This is a genomic window from Bradyrhizobium australiense, assembly GCF_013114825.1.
GTDB lineage: Bacteria > Pseudomonadota > Alphaproteobacteria > Rhizobiales > Xanthobacteraceae > Bradyrhizobium > Bradyrhizobium australiense.
The window spans coordinates 1-19191 of record NZ_JAAVLX010000008.1 but is presented as its reverse complement, the minus strand read 5'-3'; the positions used below and the strand labels follow the sequence as shown (position 1 = coordinate 19191).

The 19191-nt window shown below is 63.1% G+C and carries 16 protein-coding genes and 1 pseudogene; 13 read left to right on the top strand and 4 right to left on the bottom strand.

The features are described from left to right. Nucleotides 1–31 precede the first annotated feature (31 nt). The 7 genes from HCN58_RS24090 to HCN58_RS24060 all read left to right on the top strand — a co-directional run bounded on the left by HCN58_RS24090 (nt 32) and on the right by HCN58_RS24060 (nt 8350). Nucleotides 32–2419 carry a TonB-dependent receptor family protein gene (locus HCN58_RS24090; RefSeq protein WP_171581881.1) on the top strand — a complete coding sequence of 796 codons (2388 nt, stop codon included), beginning with the start codon at nt 32–34 and terminating at the stop codon, nt 2417–2419. A 23-nt stretch (nt 2420–2442) separates the two neighbouring features. Next, entirely contained in the window at nt 2443–3657 is a 1215-nt protein-coding gene (locus tag HCN58_RS24085) for a sialidase family protein (protein WP_171581880.1), read from the top strand. Further along, nucleotides 3654–4154, top strand: coding sequence for a TlpA family protein disulfide reductase (locus HCN58_RS24080; protein WP_171581879.1), 501 nt, complete (start codon nt 3654–3656; stop codon nt 4152–4154). The genes HCN58_RS24085 and HCN58_RS24080 overlap by 4 nt, the downstream gene beginning before the upstream one ends. Before the next feature lie 107 nt (nt 4155–4261). Beyond that, nucleotides 4262–4768: a copper chaperone PCu(A)C gene (locus HCN58_RS24075; protein WP_171581878.1), complete on the top strand. Its 507-nt coding sequence runs from the start codon at nt 4262–4264 to the stop codon at nt 4766–4768. Between the two features lie 206 nt (nt 4769–4974). Then, the gene (gene proS, locus HCN58_RS24070) at nt 4975–6294 is read left to right on the top strand and encodes a proline--tRNA ligase (RefSeq protein WP_171581877.1); all 1320 of its coding nucleotides are present in this window, start codon (nt 4975–4977) and stop codon (nt 6292–6294) included. 69 nt (nt 6295–6363) lie between these two features. Beyond that, nucleotides 6364–7644, top strand: a complete 1281-nt coding sequence (locus tag HCN58_RS24065) for a lipoprotein-releasing ABC transporter permease subunit (RefSeq protein WP_171581876.1) — start codon at nt 6364–6366, stop codon at nt 7642–7644. Nucleotides 7645–7651: 7 nt separating this feature from the next. Beyond that, nucleotides 7652–8350 carry an ABC transporter ATP-binding protein gene (locus HCN58_RS24060; RefSeq protein WP_171581875.1) on the top strand — a complete coding sequence of 233 codons (699 nt, stop codon included), beginning with the start codon at nt 7652–7654 and terminating at the stop codon, nt 8348–8350. A 6-nt stretch (nt 8351–8356) separates the two neighbouring features. On the opposite strand, the gene HCN58_RS24055 is transcribed toward HCN58_RS24060, so the two are convergent. After that, on the bottom strand, nt 8357–8623 hold the full coding sequence (locus HCN58_RS24055) for a DUF3551 domain-containing protein (RefSeq protein WP_171581874.1): 267 nt from the start codon (nt 8621–8623) through the stop codon (nt 8357–8359). Between the two features lie 151 nt (nt 8624–8774). After that, nucleotides 8775–9068 carry a DUF3551 domain-containing protein gene (locus tag HCN58_RS24050; protein ID WP_171581873.1) on the bottom strand — a complete coding sequence of 98 codons (294 nt, stop codon included), beginning with the start codon at nt 9066–9068 and terminating at the stop codon, nt 8775–8777. 292 nt (nt 9069–9360) lie between these two features. Between HCN58_RS24050 and HCN58_RS24045 the strand changes: the two genes are divergently transcribed. The 3 genes from HCN58_RS24045 to HCN58_RS24035 all read left to right on the top strand — a co-directional run bounded on the left by HCN58_RS24045 (nt 9361) and on the right by HCN58_RS24035 (nt 14601). Continuing rightward, the gene (locus HCN58_RS24045) at nt 9361–10110 is read left to right on the top strand and encodes an outer membrane protein (RefSeq protein WP_171581872.1); all 750 of its coding nucleotides are present in this window, start codon (nt 9361–9363) and stop codon (nt 10108–10110) included. A gap of 469 nt (nt 10111–10579) precedes the next feature. Then, nucleotides 10580–14089: a DNA polymerase III subunit alpha gene (gene dnaE, locus HCN58_RS24040; protein WP_171581871.1), complete on the top strand. Its 3510-nt coding sequence runs from the start codon at nt 10580–10582 to the stop codon at nt 14087–14089. A gap of 17 nt (nt 14090–14106) precedes the next feature. Beyond that, complete coding sequence (locus tag HCN58_RS24035; RefSeq protein WP_171581870.1) at nt 14107–14601, top strand: DUF2846 domain-containing protein; 495 nt, start codon at nt 14107–14109, stop codon at nt 14599–14601. Here the strand turns inward: HCN58_RS24035 and HCN58_RS24030 are convergent. Further along, nucleotides 14508–14878: pseudogene (locus HCN58_RS24030) on the bottom strand (VOC family protein). The gene HCN58_RS24035 and the pseudogene HCN58_RS24030 overlap by 94 nt on opposite strands. A gap of 293 nt (nt 14879–15171) precedes the next feature. Here HCN58_RS24030 and HCN58_RS24025 point away from each other — a divergent pair. Together HCN58_RS24025 and HCN58_RS24020 are read left to right on the top strand one after the other, a co-directional pair. Next, a complete protein-coding gene (locus HCN58_RS24025; protein ID WP_171581869.1) occupies nt 15172–15591 on the top strand; it encodes a CBS domain-containing protein in 420 nt (139 codons plus the stop codon). A 21-nt stretch (nt 15592–15612) separates the two neighbouring features. Beyond that, a complete protein-coding gene (locus tag HCN58_RS24020; RefSeq protein ID WP_171581868.1) occupies nt 15613–16254 on the top strand; it encodes a GNAT family N-acetyltransferase in 642 nt (213 codons plus the stop codon). A 25-nt stretch (nt 16255–16279) separates the two neighbouring features. Here the strand turns inward: HCN58_RS24020 and HCN58_RS24015 are convergent, their stop codons facing one another. Then, entirely contained in the window at nt 16280–16762 is a 483-nt protein-coding gene (locus HCN58_RS24015) for an aminoacyl-tRNA deacylase (protein ID WP_235983840.1), read from the bottom strand. A 248-nt stretch (nt 16763–17010) separates the two neighbouring features. Here HCN58_RS24015 and HCN58_RS24010 point away from each other — a divergent pair. Further along, a partial coding sequence (locus HCN58_RS24010) for a caspase family protein (protein WP_171581867.1) occupies nt 17011–19191 on the top strand: 2181 nt, incomplete at its 3' end.

Sequence of the window (19191 nt, the reverse complement as noted above, 5' to 3'; positions counted from 1 at the left end):
CCAGCCAAAGAGTTGGCGTCAGGAATTATTCATGTTTCGTTATCGTGCCCGTGCCGGGGTGAGCACGCTCGCACTTTGCAGCGTGTTGGCGTTCCCTTCGGTGACAATGGCGCAGACGGCCAGTCAAAGCCTGCCGGCCGTGACGGTTGACGCGCCGCGGACCGCTGCGGCCAAACCCGCGACCCGGAAGCCGGTGGTTCGTTCGACCGCCAGGTCGCAGGCGCGGCCAGCTTCGGCCATTGCGCCAACGGCTGCCTCCCTGACTTCCGGTATTACGCCCAGCGTGGCGCGGGCGATCCTTTACCAGGCGCCCGCCGGTCAGACCCAGACGACGGTCGACCGCAGCCGGTTCGACAACCGGCCGTCGTTCTCCGTCGCCGACGTGCTGCGCGACAGCCCCGGCATATCGGTCAAGCAGGGCAACGGTCCGCGCGACATCGGCATCTCTATCCGCGGCTCCAACGCCCGCAACGGCTTCGGCATTCGCAACGTTGTGATCTTCGAGGATGGTTTTCCGGTCACGCAGCCGGACGGACTTTCCCGGAGCGACCTGATCGATCCGCGCGCCTATAGCGCGATCGATGTCATCCGCGGTCCGTCGTCCGCGCTCTACGGCAATTACGCGACCGGCGGCGCGCTCAATTTCCGCACCCGCCCGGGCGGTACGATCGACGGCGTCGAGTACGGCGTCGATGGCGGCAGCTTCGGCTATCTCAACAACTATCTCGCCGCGGGCAAAAAGGTCGGCAATTTCGAAGGCTCGCTGTTTGTCAGTGACGCGCGCGGCGACGGATTTATCGGCAATAGCTGGTTCAATACCCAGACCGTGAATTTCCTCGGCACCTTGCACGTGACGCCTGACGATCGCTTCACGGTCAAGTTCATCAACAACAATCTCGACACACGGCTGCCGCTCCGGCTGTCGCTGAACCAGTACCATCAGAATCCCTTCCAGGCGGGGTGCGATATGGCCGGCGTTACCGGCTGCGCCTCAGTTCCCCTCTTCAACAACGGCTTCAACGGTACAAGGACTCCGGTCACCGCCGTGCAGGCCGGGCTCGGCCGCGAGGATCGCCGCACCATCGTCGGCGGCAGATGGGAGCACGACTTCGACAACACGACCACCTGGCGCAACCAGTTTGTGTTCGACGATCGCAACATCAATCAACCGACCGGCGCTACCAGCGCCATCGGCGATTTCCCCTCCTACAACTATATGAGCGATGTAACCAAGCGCGGCGAAATCCTAGGCGTGGAATCGACGACGTACTTCGGCGCGTTCTACAACACGCTGACCGCGTCGAGCGACACACGCAACGTCATGCCGGGAGGCAACGCGCAGCTCGGCCTTCTTCAAAGCAATACCTGGAGCGACACCACCAATTACGGCGTTCGCGCCCGCGAGGAATTGAAGCTGACGCCGCAACTGACCGCCATTGCCGGCATCGGATGGGAAACCACGCATCTGAAGGGGATCAATTCCGCCTATGGTTACGGAAATTCGCCGGTTCCGATGCCGACGATCACGCCGACGACCGCCGAACGGCAATTCCAGAACACCGCGCCCGAGCTGGCGCTGCTCTACAAGCTGAATCCCGAATGGCTGTTCCGCGCGCGCGTCGCCACCGGATACGGCACGCCACAGATCGGAAATCTCTTCGTTCTCTCAGATGGTACGAACGGCAACAATACGCAGCTAAGGACCCAGAAGAACATCGGCTACGATCTTGGCTTCGACTGGACGCCAAACAACACGCTCAAATTCAGCGCGACGGGATTCTACGAGTTCTTCAAGGACGAGCTGGTCACCCAGGCGACCCAGGTCGGCGCGCCCAATGCGAGCTACACGTTCAATGCGCCGAGATCGGAGCATCGCGGCGTCGAGCTGGCTGCCGATTGGCAGTTCCAGCCGGGCTGGCGATTTACCGCGGCGTACACCTATCTCGATGAGGTTTATACCCAGTACACCGAGAATATCGTCAACGGCGCGATCTTCAGCTTCAACCGGGCAGGCAACAAGATTCCCGGCATCTCGCCGAATGAACTGACGGCGCGTCTTGGTTATGAACAGATGTGGGGGCCGCTTGCAGGGCTCGGAGCGTTTGTCGAGGTCCAGTGGAAGGACTCGTTCTACATGGACAACGCCAATCTCCTGAAGGCGCCCGGTTACGAACTGGTCAATCTCAACGTTCACTACAAGTCCGATCTCGTGTCCGATTACTTCAAGTCGTTGAGCATGTATGTCGAGGTCAGGAACGTGTTTGACCGGACCTATGTGGCTTCCGCGAACAACATCGCAAACTCGGTGACGGCAGGCGGTATCCAGAATCCCGCCAGCGTACTGGCGAACACCACCGGCTCGATCTACGCCGGTTCGCCGCGCGCGTTCATCGCCGGAATGAAACTGGCGTTCAAATGATCGGACAACACAGGAGTAAAGCCATGCTGCGAATGAGTCTGCTCGCGACGCTCGCCTTCTCGCTTTGCCAAACCGCAGCGAACGCGCAAATGGCCCATCATCAGCATGCCTCGGAAGCGGCGTGCGAGGAGGTCATCTTGCGCTGCGCGTCGAAGGTCACGCCGGCCTTCGCGCCGGATGGCACGCTGTGGCTCGCTTGGATGGCGGGGGGCCAGATATCGGTGGCGAGTTCGAAGGATGAGGGACGCAGCTTTTCGACGCCGGTTCAGGTGACCAAGGAAAAGCTCGACCTCGATTGGGGTCCGGACGCCCGTCCCCAGATCGTCGTCGACAAGAACGGCGGCATTGCGCTGGCGTTTTCGCGCTTCAGGAACAAGGCCTTCAACGGCCAGGTGCTGACCACAAGGTCGGCCGATGGCGGTCAAAGCTTTGCCGAGCCGCAGCCGATCACGTCGAGCAACGAGAGTCAGCGCTTCGTGGCAATTGATCTTGATGCTGATGGTTCGGTGTTTGCGGCCTGGATCGACAAGCGCAACCGGGTGCCTGCGCGTGAGGAGGGCAGGAAATACGAAGGCGCAGGGCTGTTCTTCGCGTCATCGAAGGACGGCGGTGCGACCTATTCCGAGACGCGCCTGGCAGCCGACAACACCTGCGAATGCTGTCGGCTTGGCCTGGCGTTCGCAGGCCCAGGCCATCCCGTGGTGATGTTCAGGAACATTTTCGAAGGTGGCGTGCGGGATCACGCGATCATGACGTTCGCCGATCCGGCGACACCGGGCGAGGTTCGCCGCGTCAGCACCGACGACTGGCAGATTGCCGCGTGCCCGCACCATGGACCGAGCCTTTCAATTTCGCCCGCAGGCACTTACCACGCGACCTGGTACACCAACGGCAAGGCCCGCAAGGGGCTGTTCTACGCCCGCTCGCAGGACGAAGGCCGCACGTTTTCCGATCCGCTTCCGCTGGGACGTTCCGACCGCAATCCCACGCGGCCGTACGTGCTTGCCGGCCCGCGCGGCGCCACCATGGTCTGGAAAGAGTTCGACGGCGAGAAGACCGCAGTCAATGCGATGACTTCGCATGATGAGGGCAGGAGCTGGTCAAGGCCGGTCGCGATCGCCACGACGACTGACACCTCCGACCACCCGCTATTGGTCAGCGACGGGCAGAAGGTCTACCTTTCCTGGATGACCAAGGCCGACGGCTATCGTCTTCTGCCGATCGGAGACAGATCATGAAACACTTCCTGCTCGCCGCCACATTCCTCATCGCGTGTCTCGGTGCCGCGCCCGGAGCAGAGACGCCGTCCGAGCTCAAGCCGTTCGTGCGAGGAAGCTGGCAGGACGTGCGGCATTCGCATGCCGGACGTCCGACGCTGGTGCATTTCTGGGGCGTCACCTGCGGTCCTTGCAAGGTGGAATTGCCGCTGCTCGGACAATTCATGAAGGACCATTCCGAGGTCGACGTCGTGATGATCAGCGCCGATCTGGTCCCGAATCTGGACAGCGCAACGCGTGCGATGCTGGAGAAGGCAGGGCTTGCATCGGCAGAGAACTGGATCTTCAGCGATGGCTTTGTCGAACGCCTCCGGTTCGAGATCGATCCCGCCTGGCAGGGTGATATCCCGCGCACGCTTCTGATCGGGCGGGACGGAACCGTCACCACGATCGAAGGTTCGGCAGAAATACCGGACCTCGAAAAATGGTTGTTTCAGCAAACGGCCACGAGCAAATAATGGCGCAATCCCGCCATTGTGAACACGAACGTTGTATTCTCAAGTTAATCCAACGGCGGCCTCGGTCGTCCGGCGCCGGCCGTACTTCATAAATCGAAAGACATCCGATGAAACCTGTCTTGCCATTATTGGCCTTCGCCACCCTGTTTGCTTTGCTGGGCGCGCCTGCGCACGCCCAGGAGGTCAAGGCCGGCGACCTCGTCATTACGCAGGCTTGGAGCCGCGCCACGCCGAGCGGTGCAAAAATCGCCGGCGGATACCTCACCGTCGAGAATAAGGGCAGTGCACCGGATAAGCTCGTTGGCGGCTCCGGCGAAAATATCGGCAAGGTCGAAGTTCACGAGATGGCCATGAACAACGGCGTCATGACGATGCGGCCGCTCGACAAGGGGCTGCCGATCGAGCCGGGCAAGACCGTCAAGCTCGCGCCAGGCGGCCATCATCTGATGCTGATGGATCTCAAGCAGCCGTTCAAGCAGGGCGACAAGGTGCCGGTCACCCTCGAATTCGAGAAGGCGGGGAAGGTGACGTTGTCGCTCGACGTGCAGGGTGTCGGTGCGAAGGGCCCGGCTGGAGGTGAAACGAAGCACGATCATTCCGGCATGAAGAAGTAAGGAGCGGCTTGCGGGGGATTTCGTAGAATGGGTATCGCTTCGCTCCGCCCCATCCTACGATTGGAAAACTAACAATTTCACCGGCAAAACGGCCTAGAAATCCGCGTTTTCAGCGGCTTTTTCGCGGGCTCCGGCCTTGTGTTTTCGTACCCGATCCGCTTTCACTGCACCTCTTCCGGTAGCCCACTGATTCCTCGAGTTGTCCCATGCGGTTGTCGCGGTTTTTTCTACCCATCCTGAAAGAAAATCCGAAAGAGGCGGAGATCGTCTCGCATCGGCTGATGCTGCGCGCGGGCATGATGCGGCAGGAGGCGGCCGGCATTTACGCGTGGCTGCCGCTCGGTTTCCGGGTTTTGAAGAAGATCGAGCAGATCGTTCGCGAGGAACAGGACCGCGCCGGCGCGCTGGAACTCTTGATGCCGACGTTGCAGCTCGCCGACCTCTGGCGCGAGAGCGGGCGCTACGACGCCTATGGTCCGGAGATGCTGCGCATCGCCGATCGCCACAAGCGCGAACTGCTCTATGGGCCGACCAATGAGGAAATGATCACCGAGATCTTTCGTGCCTACGTCAAATCCTACAGAAACCTGCCGCTCAATCTCTACCACATCCAGTGGAAGTTCCGCGACGAGCAGCGCCCGCGCTTCGGCGTAATGCGCGGCCGCGAGTTCCTGATGAAGGATGCGTACTCCTTCGACATCGACGAGGCGGCGGCGCGCCGTTCCTATAACCGGATGTTCGTCGCTTACCTGCGCACCTTCGCGCGGATGGGATTGAAGGCAATCCCGATGCGCGCCGAGACCGGGCCGATCGGCGGCGATCTCAGCCACGAATTCATCGTGCTCGCGGAAACCGGCGAGTCCGGTGTGTTCTGCAATAGCGACGTGCTGAACTTGCCGATCCCGCCTGACGATGTCGATTACGACGGCGATCTGACTGACATCATCAAGCAATGGACGTCGGTCTATGCCGCGACCGAGGACGTCCACGATGCCGCGCGTTACGAGCGCGAGGTGCCGGCCGACAAGCGCGTCAACACGCGCGGCATCGAGGTCGGCCAGATCTTCTATTTCGGCACCAAATATTCCGATGCGATGAAGGCGCTGGTCGCCGGTCCCGACGGCGTCGACGTACCGATCCATGGCGGCTCCTACGGCGTCGGCGTCTCGCGGCTGGTCGGCGCCATCATCGAGGCCTGTCACGACGATGCCGGCATCAAGTGGCCGGAGGCGGTGGCGCCGTTCACGGCCGTGATCTTGAACCTGAAGCAGGGGGATGCTGCGGTCGACGGCGCCTGCGAGAAGCTCTATCGCGAGCTTCAGGCAAAGGACGTCGACGTGCTCTATGACGATACCGACCAGCGCGCCGGCGCGAAATTCGCCGCCGCCGACCTGATCGGCATCCCCTGGCAAATTCTGGTCGGGCCGAAAGGACTCGCCGAGGGCAAGCTCGAGATCAAGCGGCGCAGCGACGGCGCGCGCGAGAATCTCAGCCCAGTCGAAGTGGTGGCGAAGATCGCGGGATAAGATATCCACCGCGGCTGATATGTTGGCCAATACGGCCACATTTGGCCCGAATCATGGGATTATCGAGTAATGGATGAGACCATGAACGAGACAGCCCGAACCCCGCCTTTTGCGCCCTTCGAATGGCTGTTGTCCGGGCGTTACTTGCGGGCCCGTCGCAAGGAAGGCTTCATTTCCGTCATCGCCGGCTTTTCGTTCCTCGGCATCATGCTCGGCGTCGCCACGCTGATCATCGTGATGGCCGTGATGAACGGCTTTCGCAAGGAACTCTTGGACAAGATCCTAGGGCTCAACGGTCATCTTTTGGTGCAGCCGCTGGAATCGCCGCTGACCGACTGGAAGGACGTCGCCGAGCGCATCAGCCAAGTTGACGGCATCCGCCTTGCCGCCCCGGTCGTGGACGGTCAGGCGCTGGCCTCCTCAGCCTTCAACGCCGCCGGTGTGCTGGTACGCGGCATGCGCTCTGCGGACCTGAACAACCTCACCTCGATCGCCAAGAACATCAAGCAAGGCACGATGGAAGGGTTTGACGAGGGGCAGGGCGTCATCATTGGACGGCGGCTCGCCGATCAATTGTCGCTGCATGCCGGCGACACCATCACGCTGGTTGCGCCCAAGGGCGCGGTGACCCCGATGGGCACGACACCGCGCATCAAACCCTACAAAGTGGCGGCGGTGTTCGAGATCGGCATGTCGGAATATGACGCCAGCTTCGTGTTCATGCCGCTGCCGGAATCGCAGGCCTATTTCAACCGCAAGGACGACGTCACCGCGATCGAGGTATTCACCACCAATCCCGATCGAATCGACGCGTTCCGCAAGAGCGTGACGGAGGCTGCTGGGCGGCCGGTGTTCCTGGTCGACTGGCGGCAGCGCAACTCGACCTTCTTCAACGCGCTTCAGGTCGAACGCAATGTAATGTTTTTGATCCTGACCATGATCGTGCTGGTTGCCGCGCTCAACATCGTCTCCGGCCTTATCATGCTGGTGAAGGACAAGGGCCAGGACATCGCCATCCTGCGCACGATGGGCGCCTCGCAGGGTTCGATTATGCGGATATTCCTGATCACGGGCGCTGCGATCGGCGTGGTTGGCACGCTGACCGGATTTTTCGTCGGCATGCTGATCTGCCTGAATATCGAATCGATCCGGCAATTCCTGTCCTGGATGACCAACACCGAATTGTTCTCGCCGGAACTCTACTTCCTCTCCCGGTTGCCGGCCGAGATCGATTTCGGCGAGACCACTGCGGTGGTGATCATGGCGCTGACGCTGTCGTTCCTGGCGACGCTCTATCCGTCCTGGCGCGCCGCGCGCCTCGATCCCGTCGACGCGCTCCGGTACGAGTGAGGACGCGATGGCCGAGGAGGCGGAAGATGTACCCGTTATCTATCTCCACGAGATAAAACGCGAGTACAGGCAGGGCGAGGCAACGCTGACCATCCTCAACGGCGCCAAGCTCGCGCTGTGGGCGGGGCAATCGGTGGCGCTGGTGGCGCCATCAGGCTCGGGCAAATCGACGCTGCTGCATATTGCGGGCCTGCTCGAAAGTCCCGATGACGGCGAAGTCTATGTCGCGGGCACGCCGACCTCGCAGCTATCCGACATCGATCGCACCCAGATCCGGCGCTCCGATATCGGCTTCGTCTATCAATCGCATCGGCTGTTGCCGGAATTCACCGCGCTCGAAAACGTCATGCTGCCGCAGATGATTCGCGGCCTCAAACGCTCCGAGACGATCAAGCGCTCGCAGGAAATCCTGGCCTATCTCGGCCTTGGCGACCGCACCTCGCACCGGCCGGCCGAACTCTCCGGCGGCGAGCAGCAGCGCGTCGCCATCGCGCGCGCGGTCGCCAATGCGCCGCGGGCGCTATTGGCGGACGAGCCGACCGGAAACCTCGATCCGCACACCGCCGATCACGTCTTCAAGGCGCTGATGCAGCTTGTGAAGGCGACGCAGGTCGCGATGCTGATCGCCACCCACAATATGGAACTGGCCGGCCGCATGGACCGGCGGGTGTCGCTGGTCGACGGCCGGGTCGTCGAACTCGAATAGCGGCGTTCAGTAGCCGTTGCGGTACCGCTTATTGCGATATGCCGACGGTCCCTGAGAAGCATGCGCGAAATATGGATTGATCACGCATTGCGCCGAGCGGCCCGACGCCGACATGTTGCATTGGGGCAGCGAAGTATATCTGCATTCGTAATAGCTGACCTTGCCATACACATGCAGGCAAACTGGATAGCTGGGATCGTAGGTCTGTGCTTGCGCCGGTGCGGCCGCCGAGGCTGCTCCGATCGCCAGAATTGCCAAAGCCAGAGTGCGCATCAGAATCTCCTTGAGATCTGCGTCGGTCCGCGTGTGCTGAGGGCCAGCAGACATTTGATGCCGTCCGGCGTCAAATCACGTTCACGCGCTGCACGTGCGGGCATGCGCAGGCTCGCGTGCGGAATGTCTCGCGGGCGAACGGCCTCGCTGCTCAGTACCGGCCGTAGCCTGCGGCGGGCGGCAGCGCGCGGCCGGGCAGCGGGCGGTAGTTGGAGGGCGGCGGTTCGCTCTCGCCGACATAATAGGGGTTGGCGATGCAGGTGAGAAAGCGTCCCGAAGCGGTCGCCTGACACTGCTCGTAGCTCGTGAACGTGCAGTAGCTCAGTCCCGGATATTCATCGCCCTGAAGGCAGAACGGGTATCGAGTGCCGACCGCTTCGGCAGGCGCAGCGCCAATGACGGCCAATCCACTTGCGGCGAGAAGGGCTAGAATCGCTCTACGCATTTCGAATCTCCGTCGGCGCATCAGCGCTGCATTTCCATCGACACAAGCCGTACCTGCGCAATCTCGTCAACCCATTGCATCTTTCAATGTTGCCGCAAGACAAATGTGAATTTTTTGCGGCGAGCTCCGGCGCAATGTTTCGAAAAGTGTCTGCAAGCCAACATTAACTTGCGTTCACACTGAGGCCATTTGGTGTGGGCTGTTGCAGCGAGGTTACAGCAATTCGAGCGAACGATGCTATGAGCATGCGGCGGCCTTGGGGGCTGTTCAAAAAGGAACGGGAATAAAAAGAATGAAGAAGGTTTTGCTTGTTACGGCCAGTCTGATCGCGCTCGGCGCGACTGCGCCGGCACTTGCTGCGGATCTCGCGGCGCGTCCTTACACCAAGGCGCCCCCGATGGTCGCCGCTGTGTATGACTGGAGCGGATTCTACATCGGCGCGAACGGCGGCTGGGGCACGAGCCACAACTGCTGGACCAACACTGCGGTCGGCGGCGTTCCATTCACTCCCGCTTCTGAAGGTTGCCACGACTCTGACGGCGGTACGGTCGGTGGTCAGGTCGGCTATCGCTGGCAGGCTGGCAACTGGGTGTTCGGTCTCGAAGCGCAGGGCAACTGGGCGGACTTCAACGGTTCGAACGTGAGCCTCCTCGGGGCACCTCTGGTCAACCGCAGCAAGATCGACGCGTTCGGCTTGTTCACCGGCCAGGTCGGCTATGCCGCCAACAACGTCCTGTTCTACGTCAAGGGCGGTGCAGCGGTGACCGACAACCGCTATGAAGGTCTGTTCGCAGGCACCGTGGTCGATCGTGCCGAGGAGACCCGCTGGGGTGGCACGGTTGGTGCCGGCGTAGAGTACGCTTTCGCTCCGAACTGGTCGTTCGGCGTCGAGTACAACCATTTGTTCATGGGTACTCAGAGCTATACCTTCGTAAGCACGGTCGGCGGCATCACCCGCACCGACGACATCAAGCAGGACGCAGACCTCGTCACCGCCCGCATCAACTATCGCTTCGGCGGCCCGGTCGTCGCGAGGTACTGATCTCGCGCTAGACCTTGCGAAACATCGAAGCCCCGGGGACTGTCCCGGGGCTTTTTTGTTAGGGTGAGCCGGCCGGTTAACCAAGCGGGAACTGTCGCAAAACGTGGCGTGAGACGGGCCTTGACTCTTGGAACAAAAGAGGAACAATGTTCCTCATATGTTCTTGGGCCATGGGAGTCGGATCATGTTGCGGATGTTCGTGGAAGAGGCGGCAGCGCTGGCGTCGATTACGCTGTTTGTCGGCATGATCGCGGTCTGGGCGCAGGTGATTCCCCAGCTTTGATGCGGGGAAAGATTCAGGCCGTTGCATCTTGCGGGCGGGTTGGGGAAAAGCCGGATGGCGGGAGCGTAAGGCGCATTCCGCGTGGACTCCGCAAGGCCCAGGCATCACCATTGCGGGGCGAGTCGGCGCCTCTGAGCGGCCGGCGATTCGCTCCCCACCATGATGCAAGAGCCCGTTAAAGCGACCATGTCCAGTGCCGGATTCGTTCATCTCCACGTTCATTCGGCCTATTCGCTGCTGAAGGGCTCGATCAAGATCGCCAAGCTCGGCGAACTGGCGAAAGCCGACCGCCAGCCGGCACTGGCGCTGACCGACACCGACAACATGTTCGGCGCGCTGGAATTCTCCGACAAAATGGCGGGCTACGGCATCCAGCCGATCGTCGGTTGCGAGCTGGCCGTTGATTTCGGCGACCAGGATCCCAACGCCCGTAATTCGCTGGCCGCCACGCCGTCGCGAATCGTGCTGCTGGCGGCGCGCGAGCGCGGTTATCGCAGCCTGATGCGGCTCAACTCGCGGGCGTTCCTGGAAACGCCGGTCCATCAATCCCCGCACATCAAGCTCGAATGGCTGGAGGGCGATGCCGAGGATTTGATCGCGCTGACCGGCGGCCCCGATGGCCCGATCTCGCTGGCGCTCAACGCCGATCACGCAGCGCTTGCAGCCGCACGTATCGACCGGCTGGCCGGCTTGTTCGGCGATCGCCTCTATGTCGAACTGCAGCGCCATGGCATCGACAAGGAGCGCCGCGTCGAGACCGGCCTGATCGATCTCGCCTACGCCAAGGGCCTGCCGCTGGTCGCGACCAACGAGCCATATTTCGCGTCGAATGACGACTACGAGGCCCATGACGCGCTCTTGTGCATCGCCGGCGGCAAGCTGATTGCCGAGACTGATCGAGAGCAGCTCACGCCGGACCACCGCTTCAAGACCCGCGCCGAGATGGCGGTGCTGTTTGCCGACATTCCGGAAGCGCTGGCCTCTACCGTCGAGATCGCCGAGCGCTGCTCGTTCCGGCCGAAGACGCGAAAGCCGATCCTGCCGCGCTTCACGGTCGGTGCCGGATCGGGATCTGACGCGGCAACCGAGGAATCGGCCGAACTGAAGCGTCAGGCCGAGGAGGGGCTCGCACGGCGCCTGCAGGTTCATGGCCTGTCTCCCGGCACGACGGAAGAGGATTACCAGAAACGTCTCGCCTTCGAGATCGACGTCATCAACCGCATGAACTATGCGGGCTACTTCCTGATCGTTTCCGACTTCATCAAATGGGCCAAGGCCCACGACATTCCGGTCGGCCCGGGCCGCGGCTCCGGCGCCGGCTCGCTGGTGGCCTATGCGCTGACCATTACCGATCTCGATCCGATCCGCTTTGGACTACTGTTCGAGCGCTTCCTCAACCCCGAGCGCGTCTCGATGCCCGACTTCGACATCGACTTCTGCCAGGACCGCCGCGGCGAGGTGATCGATTACGTACAGCAGCGCTATGGCCGCGATCAGGTGGCGCAAATCATCACCTTCGGAACACTGCAGGCGAGGGGCGTGCTGCGCGACGTTGGCCGCGTGCTGCAAATGCCGTATGGCCAAGTCGACAAGCTGACCAAGCTGGTGCCGCAAAATCCCGCCGCGCCGGTAACGCTGGCGCAGGCGATCGAGAGCGAACCCAAGCTGCAGGCGTTCCGCGACGAGGACCCGGTGGTCGCGCGCGCCTTCGACATCGCCCAGCGCCTCGAGGGCCTGACGCGCCACGCCTCGACCCACGCCGCCGGCATCGTGATCGGCGATCGCCCGTTAAGCGAACTGGTGCCGCTCTATCGCGATCCCAAATCCGATATGCCGGTGACCCAGTTCAACATGAAATGGGTCGAGCCGGCGGGGCTGGTGAAGTTCGACTTCCTCGGCCTGAAGACGCTGACCGTGCTCGATGTCGCGGTGAAGCTGCTCAGGCAGCGCGACATCCATGTCGATCTGGCGACGCTGCCGATCGACGATGCCCCGAGTTACCAGATGCTGGCGCGGGGCGACGTGGTCGGTGTGTTCCAGGTGGAAAGCCAGGGCATGCGGCGCGCGCTGATCGACATGCGGCCGGACCGCTTCGAGGACATCATCGCGCTGGTGGCGCTTTACCGCCCGGGTCCGATGGCCAACATCCCGACCTATTGCGCGCGCAAGCACGGCGACGAGGAGCCGGAATATCTGCATCCGATCCTGGAGCCGATCCTCAAAGAGACGTTCGGCGTCATCATCTACCAGGAACAGGTGATGCAGATCGCGCAGGTGATGGCCGGCTATTCGCTCGGCGACGCCGACCTGCTGCGCCGCGCAATGGGCAAGAAGATCCGCGCCGAGATGGAGAAGCAGCGCGCGATCTTCGTTGCCGGCGCAGTCAAGAACGGCGTGCCGAAGGGGCAGGCGGACACGATCTTCGAACTGCTCGCCAAGTTCGCCGACTACGGCTTCAACAAGAGCCACGCTGCGGCTTACGCGCTGGTGTCGTACCACACCGCCTACATGAAGGCGCATTACCCGGTGGAGTTTTTGGCGGCGTCGATGACGCTCGAGCTCAACAACACCGACAAGCTCTCGGAGTTTCGCGCCGAGGCGCAGCGGCTCGGCATCAAGGTCGAGGCACCGAATATCAACCGCTCGGGCGCCACCTTCGAGGTCGGCGAGAAAACCATCTACTATGCGCTGGCTGCGCTGAAGGGCGTCGGCCTGCAAGCGGTCGAGCAGATCGTGGAGGAGCGCAAAAAGGGCGCCTTCACGTCGCTCGCGGACTTCGCCGCCCGCGTGAATCCGCGCGCGATCAACAAGCGCATCATCGAAAGTCTCGCCGCTGCCGGCGCATTCGACACGCTGGAATCAAACCGCGCTCGCGTCTTTGCCGGCGCGGACGCGATTCTCGCCGCCTGCCAGCGAAGCCATGAGGCGGCGACGATCGGTCAGAACGACATGTTCGGCAATGCTGCCGACGCGCCGACCATCATGCTGCCGCAGATCGAGCCCTGGTTGCCGGCCGAAAAACTCCGCCGCGAGTACGACGCCGTCGGCTTCTTCCTGTCCGGCCATCCGCTCGACGATTACGCCACCGTGTTGAAGCGGCTGCGGGTGCAGTCCTGGGCGGAATTCTCGCGTGCCGTGAAGACCGGCGCGACTGCGGGCAGGGTCGCAGCCACCGTCGTGTCGCGCATGGAGCGCCGCACCAAGACCGGCAACAAGATGGGCATCATGGGCCTGTCAGACCCGACCGGACATTTCGAGGCCGTGCTGTTTTCCGAAGGGCTGGCGCAATATCGCGACGTGCTGGAGCCGGGGGCGGCCGTGTTGCTGCAACTCGGCGCCGAGTTGCAGGGCGAAGACGTGCGTGCACGGGTGCTGCATGCCGAGCCGCTGGACGATGCCGCGGCCAAAACCCAAAAGGGCCTGCGGATCTTCGTTCGCGACACCAAGCCGCTGGATTCGATCGCGCGACGGCTCAACATGCCGGAAGCATCCGCGCTAAACGGTTCGGCCAAGGGCCTGCCGGCGAAGCCCGCGCCCGGGCCATCGGGCGGCGCCGATGGCGACGTCTCGCTCGTCATCATGCTCGATCTGCAGACCGAGGTGGAGATGAAGCTGCCGGGCCGCTTCAAGGTCTCGCCGCAGATCGCCGGTGCGATCAAGGCGGTTGCCGGCGTGGTTGATGTGCAGACGCTGTAGGGTTAACCGACCGCGTTATGTTGGGGCGTGGAATAGCGTTGCTGTCAGGCGCGTTGTTGTTGTCGGGCTGTGTGACGGCCAAAGTCGGGACCGACCATGCGGCAATCTCGCAAAAGATCGGACTGCTGAAGGCGGGGCAGTCCCGGGTCGTGGTGCTTCAGCAAAAGCGCGCCGGGCTATCCATGGCGATTTGCGCCTGTGACGTGAAGATAGATGGCAGTCCGATGGGCAAGGTGATGGTAGGAACTTACGCCTATGCCGATTTTCCGGCGGGCGACATCTGCTTGTCGCGAGCGAAACGCCGTTTCCGGGAGAGACCACGACTGGTCCGCGAGAACGATGCTCGCGGTAGCTTCAACTGGCAGATTAGGCCTCAGCTAAGGACCGCCGCGGCCCGGAAGGGCCGCTGCGGAGCTGCTCACGCTGTCGCCGGAACGAACACGCGCAGGCGATGGCCATCGGGATCGGTCACGACGAAGGTCACGCCGAAATCCATCTGCACGGGCTCTTGAAGAATATTCAGCCCACGCTTCTTCCAGTCGGCAAACGTCGAATCGACCGCGGCGGCATTCTCGACCGTGAATGCGATTTCGCCGCCCCCGGCCTGAGCGTCGGCGGCCGGCTCGACTGTCTTGCGCGACCACAGTCCGAACATCATGCCTTCCGACACCGCAGCATTGCAAAGCTTGGCGAGCTCTCGATGACGGGGCGGCCGAGCAAATCGGCATAAAAGCCGGCGCTGGCCGGCGGATTCTCGACATAAAGTAGGACGAAACTGAAGTTCGGCATCCGGAAGGTCCTCGTTTGAACATCGCTGCCGGATCGATCTCCGGCCGGGTCAAAACTAGCGGACGGCACTGCCAAAACCTGTCAGTAGCGAACTCTTCTGACATCCTTCCGAGATGGCCGACGGCGTTGCGCGGGGGCACTTCAACTCCGGAAACGACGCGGTTTCGCGAATTCAAGAAGTTGTCATTGCCTTTTCGATGCCGACCTGCCCGAACCGTCATATAATCGGGCCGAGGGGGAACTGTGCTGCATCACGGGAGTATCACCTGAAATCGCAGTGACGGAGGTCCGCCATGAAAGTCAAAGACGCGATGCACAAGGGCGTCGATTGGGTCAACCCCGACACCCCCATCACCGAAATCGCCAAGCTGATGCGAGAACATGATATCGGCTGCATTCCGATCGGAGAGGACGACCACCTGGTCGGGATGGTGACCGATCGGGACATCGTGTGCAAAGGGCTTGCGGACGGCAAGTTCGACCCCAGCCGTGCGCAGGCGCGCGACGTAATGACCGAAGGCATCCATTGCTGCCGGGAGGACGATGACCTTGCCAAGGCCGTCCATCACATGGAGACGTTGCAGGTCCGCCGGTTGCCGGTGATCAACAAGAGCAAGCGAATGGTCGGCATGATCAGCCTGGGCGACGTCAGCCGTTTGGCACCCAATGATCTGCTGGCCGGGTGCGTGAAGAGCGTTGCCGCCCATCACTGATGGATGGGCGCTGAAGGCGCTATGATCCGGCGGCATCCGGCGCTCCAGTCAGCCGGTTTGCTGCAGCTTGAGATCCTGCGTTCAATTTCCCCCCGAGGCATTTGCGTGGCTATAGGCGATGAGAATAGGGCGGGCGAACAGGACGTCGCCTTTCGGCCTTACGCAGCCTCCGACTTCGCGGCCGTCACTGATCTGTGGACCCGTGTCAATCGGGAGCTGGCACCCGCGGGGCTGGAATCCCTGTTCGAGCAATACATCGCGACCACCGTCGAGTGCGAGCTTTCGCGTCTGCTCGATGTCTTCTCGCAGGCGAGACGCAGTGCCTTCTGGGTGGTCGCGCCGGCCGACGATAGCCGGCAGATCGTGGGCACGTTCGGCATTGAGTGTCACAGCAGCGACACGACGGAACTCCGGCGCATGTACATCGATGCGGGCTGGCGCGGCTGCGGCTTGGCTCAGCGCATGCTGCGCACAGCCGCGGATATGGCGCGCGAACTCGGCTTCTCCCGAATGATCGTCAGCACCGCTGACGTTCAACGCGCCGCGTTCCGGTTCTATACCAAGAGCGGGTTCAAGCGCGTCAGGAGCGAAATCGCTGAGGCCATGACAGTCAAGCAAGCCGGCGGAGGGCTCCTCCGCCACTACTTCGAGAAGGCACTCTAGCCGCCACAGTCAGGATCGAGCGGCCTCAATCGTGTGTGCTGAAGTGGCCGCGCCAGGCCTTCGCCGTCAGTCGCGCGAACTGGTCGCCGTCCATGCGGATCAGCGTCGCGTGATCGCCGCCCTCCATGTAGATGTCACCTCGCGCGTCGATGCTGTCGTCGACGATGACGTCGAGCCCATAGCATTCGCCGACCGCCGGGATGGCTCCAATGTCGCAGTCGACAAATAGCTCCGCGATCTCCTTCTCGCTCGCAAGGTCGACCTTGTGCCCGAGCTGACTTTTCAGCGCCGACATATGCAGGTGATGGGAGGCCGGAAGAACGGCCATCATGTAGCCGCCGTCACGACGCAGCACGACGGCCTTGGCCAGCGCGTCGCCCGGCACGTGGCAGGCTTCCGCTGTACGCGTCGATGACATGGTGGGAGCGTGAGGAATCAGGTCGTAGGTGACGCTCTGATCCAGGTATTTCTGCAGGGTTGGGGCAACGGTCATGACGATTTCCTCCATTGCATGGGCAATCCGCACACCGGGAGGAACTCGCGCAGTCGCCTCACGATGCGGGCGAACACGATTTGTACCGAGGATACGCCTACCGTGAGGTCGCGACAATGCGAATTTCGGCGCCGGAACCGGATCGAGCGCGATACCCTGCTCGATTTGAGCGGCACCATGCCTTGCTGAGAGCGCAATTGTTCAAGAAATGTTCAGCTCAACACGCGCTCCATGCGGCGCTCGGTGGCGACAGGGTGGGATCCATGCGGCGGTTAGCAAGAAGTCTGTCGATCCTTACGATCTGTCTCGCGGCCATATCCGGCCCGGCGGGTTATTTGAGCTCCGCCGCCGCTCAGCAGCCGGAAAAGCGTATTGCGCTGGTGGTCGGCAACGGCGCCTATGCGAAATCGCCACTCGCAACGGCGGCCAACGACGCCGGCCTGATCGCGCAGACCCTGCAGGCGGCGGGCTTCGACGTGATCGGCGCCCGCGACCTCGATGGCGACACGCTGCGCAAGAGTTTTCGCGATTTCATCCAGAAAGCCGAAAGCTCGGGGCCGGACACGGTCGCGATGGTGTATCTGGCCGGTTACGGGCTGCAATTGGCCGGCGACAACTATTTCGTGCCGGTCGATTCCGCGATCAACCGCGATACCGATGTTCCGACCGAGGCGTTGCGAACCGGCGACTACATCCGCCAACTCGCCTCACTGCCGCTGAAGGTCGGCATCGTCGTGCTGGACGCGGCGCGGCAGCAGCCGTTCGTCGATGGACAGATCGCGAGCGGTCTCGCTTTGGTGGAGGCGGATCCGCACATGCTGATCGCGTTCAACGCGGCGCCTGGTACCGTGGCGCCGGCCGAGCAGGGACCTTACGGCATCTACGCCCAATCGCTAGCCGAGATGATTCGGACCGGCGGATTGCCGTTGCCGGAGGTTTTCAATCGCGTGCGGCTTCGCGTCAACGAAGCAGCCAAGGGCGCGCAGGTGCCGTGGGATAGCCAGAAGGTCGATGGCAGCTTCACGTTCTTCGAGCGCGCACCGGATGCGCCGGCCGCAGCGCCGCCGGATCAGGTCGCCGCCATCCGGGACAAGCCGATCCGGGATCTCGGCGTGCAGGAAGCCTATGCCGCGGCGCTGGAGCGCGACACGTTGCAGGCCTACGAGGATTTTCTCGGGGCCTACGCGAGCGATCCCCTGGCAAAGCGGGTGAGAGCGATTGCGGCGGCGCGGCGCGAAGCGATCACCTGGCGCCGCACCTACCGCGCCGATACCCCGAACGCCTATTGGTCGTACCTGCAGCGCTACCCGCGTGGGCCTCATGCGGCCGACGCGCGCCGCCGGCTGGCCATTCTGACTGCGCCGGTCGAGCCGCCGCCGACATTCGATGTCATCGATTACGACGTGCCGCCGCCGCCGCCGGACGAGTTCATCTATGTCGATCGTCCGGTGCTGGCCTTCAGTGATCCCGAGTTCGACTTCGTGCCGCCGCCACCGGCACCGGTCTACTACCTGCCGCCGCCGCCGGAGGATTTCGTGGTGCTGGAGCCACCGCCGCCGCCGATCGGGCTGTTCATCCTGCCGCAGCCGATCTTTGTGCCGATCCCGGCCTATGTGAGGCCCCCGCGCTATGTGGCGCCGCCGCCGAACAACATCATCTTTGCCAACATCCACAACAGGGCCGTCATCAACAACGTGATCAACAGGCCGCCACAGTCCGCTTTGCCCGCGCCCGGACCTGGCGCAAGGCCCATCGGACGCCCCGGCGCCCCCGCCGGCGTGGTTGCGCCGGGGCAGGGGAGCGCCACGCCGACCCTGCCGCCTGCGGTCGCGCAACGGGCCACGCTGATCCAGCAGGGCAAAGCACCGGTGCCGCCGAGCGCCACGATCCGTCCTGCCGTGAGGACCGGCCTGCCCGGCGCTCCGGCCGGGCAGGCCGGCCGGCCGGCCGCGGTGCAGCCGGCGAACGCACCAGCCGCGCTGCCGTCGACACAGCCCCCGCCGAGGACCAACGCCCTGCCGGTTCCGGGCGCCAGGGGCGCGCCACCCGCGCCCCCAAGCGCCGCCGTCAATCCAAACGCAAGGCCTGCGCCGGGTGCGTCGCCCCCGGGAGCAGCGGCGCCCACCGCACCCGGCGCTGCCGGCGCGCGGCCGGCCATTGGCGCGACGGCTCCCGCGGCTCCGGCAGGCCGGCAGCCCGTGGTTGCGCCGCCAGCCAGTGCCGCCGGGCCATCAAGGCCGGCTGCTGCGGTTGCGCCAAAACCTCAATTGCAACCTGAGCTACGGCGTGGCCCGCCACCGTCAGCGGTGCATGTGGCAAGGCCCCCACCACCACCACCGGCAGCGCGAGTAGCTCCGGCATCGCCCCCGCCCAGAACGGTTGCGTCACCTCCACCGGCGAGGATGGCCGCACCGTCGCCTCCACCCAGGATGGCTGCGCCGCCG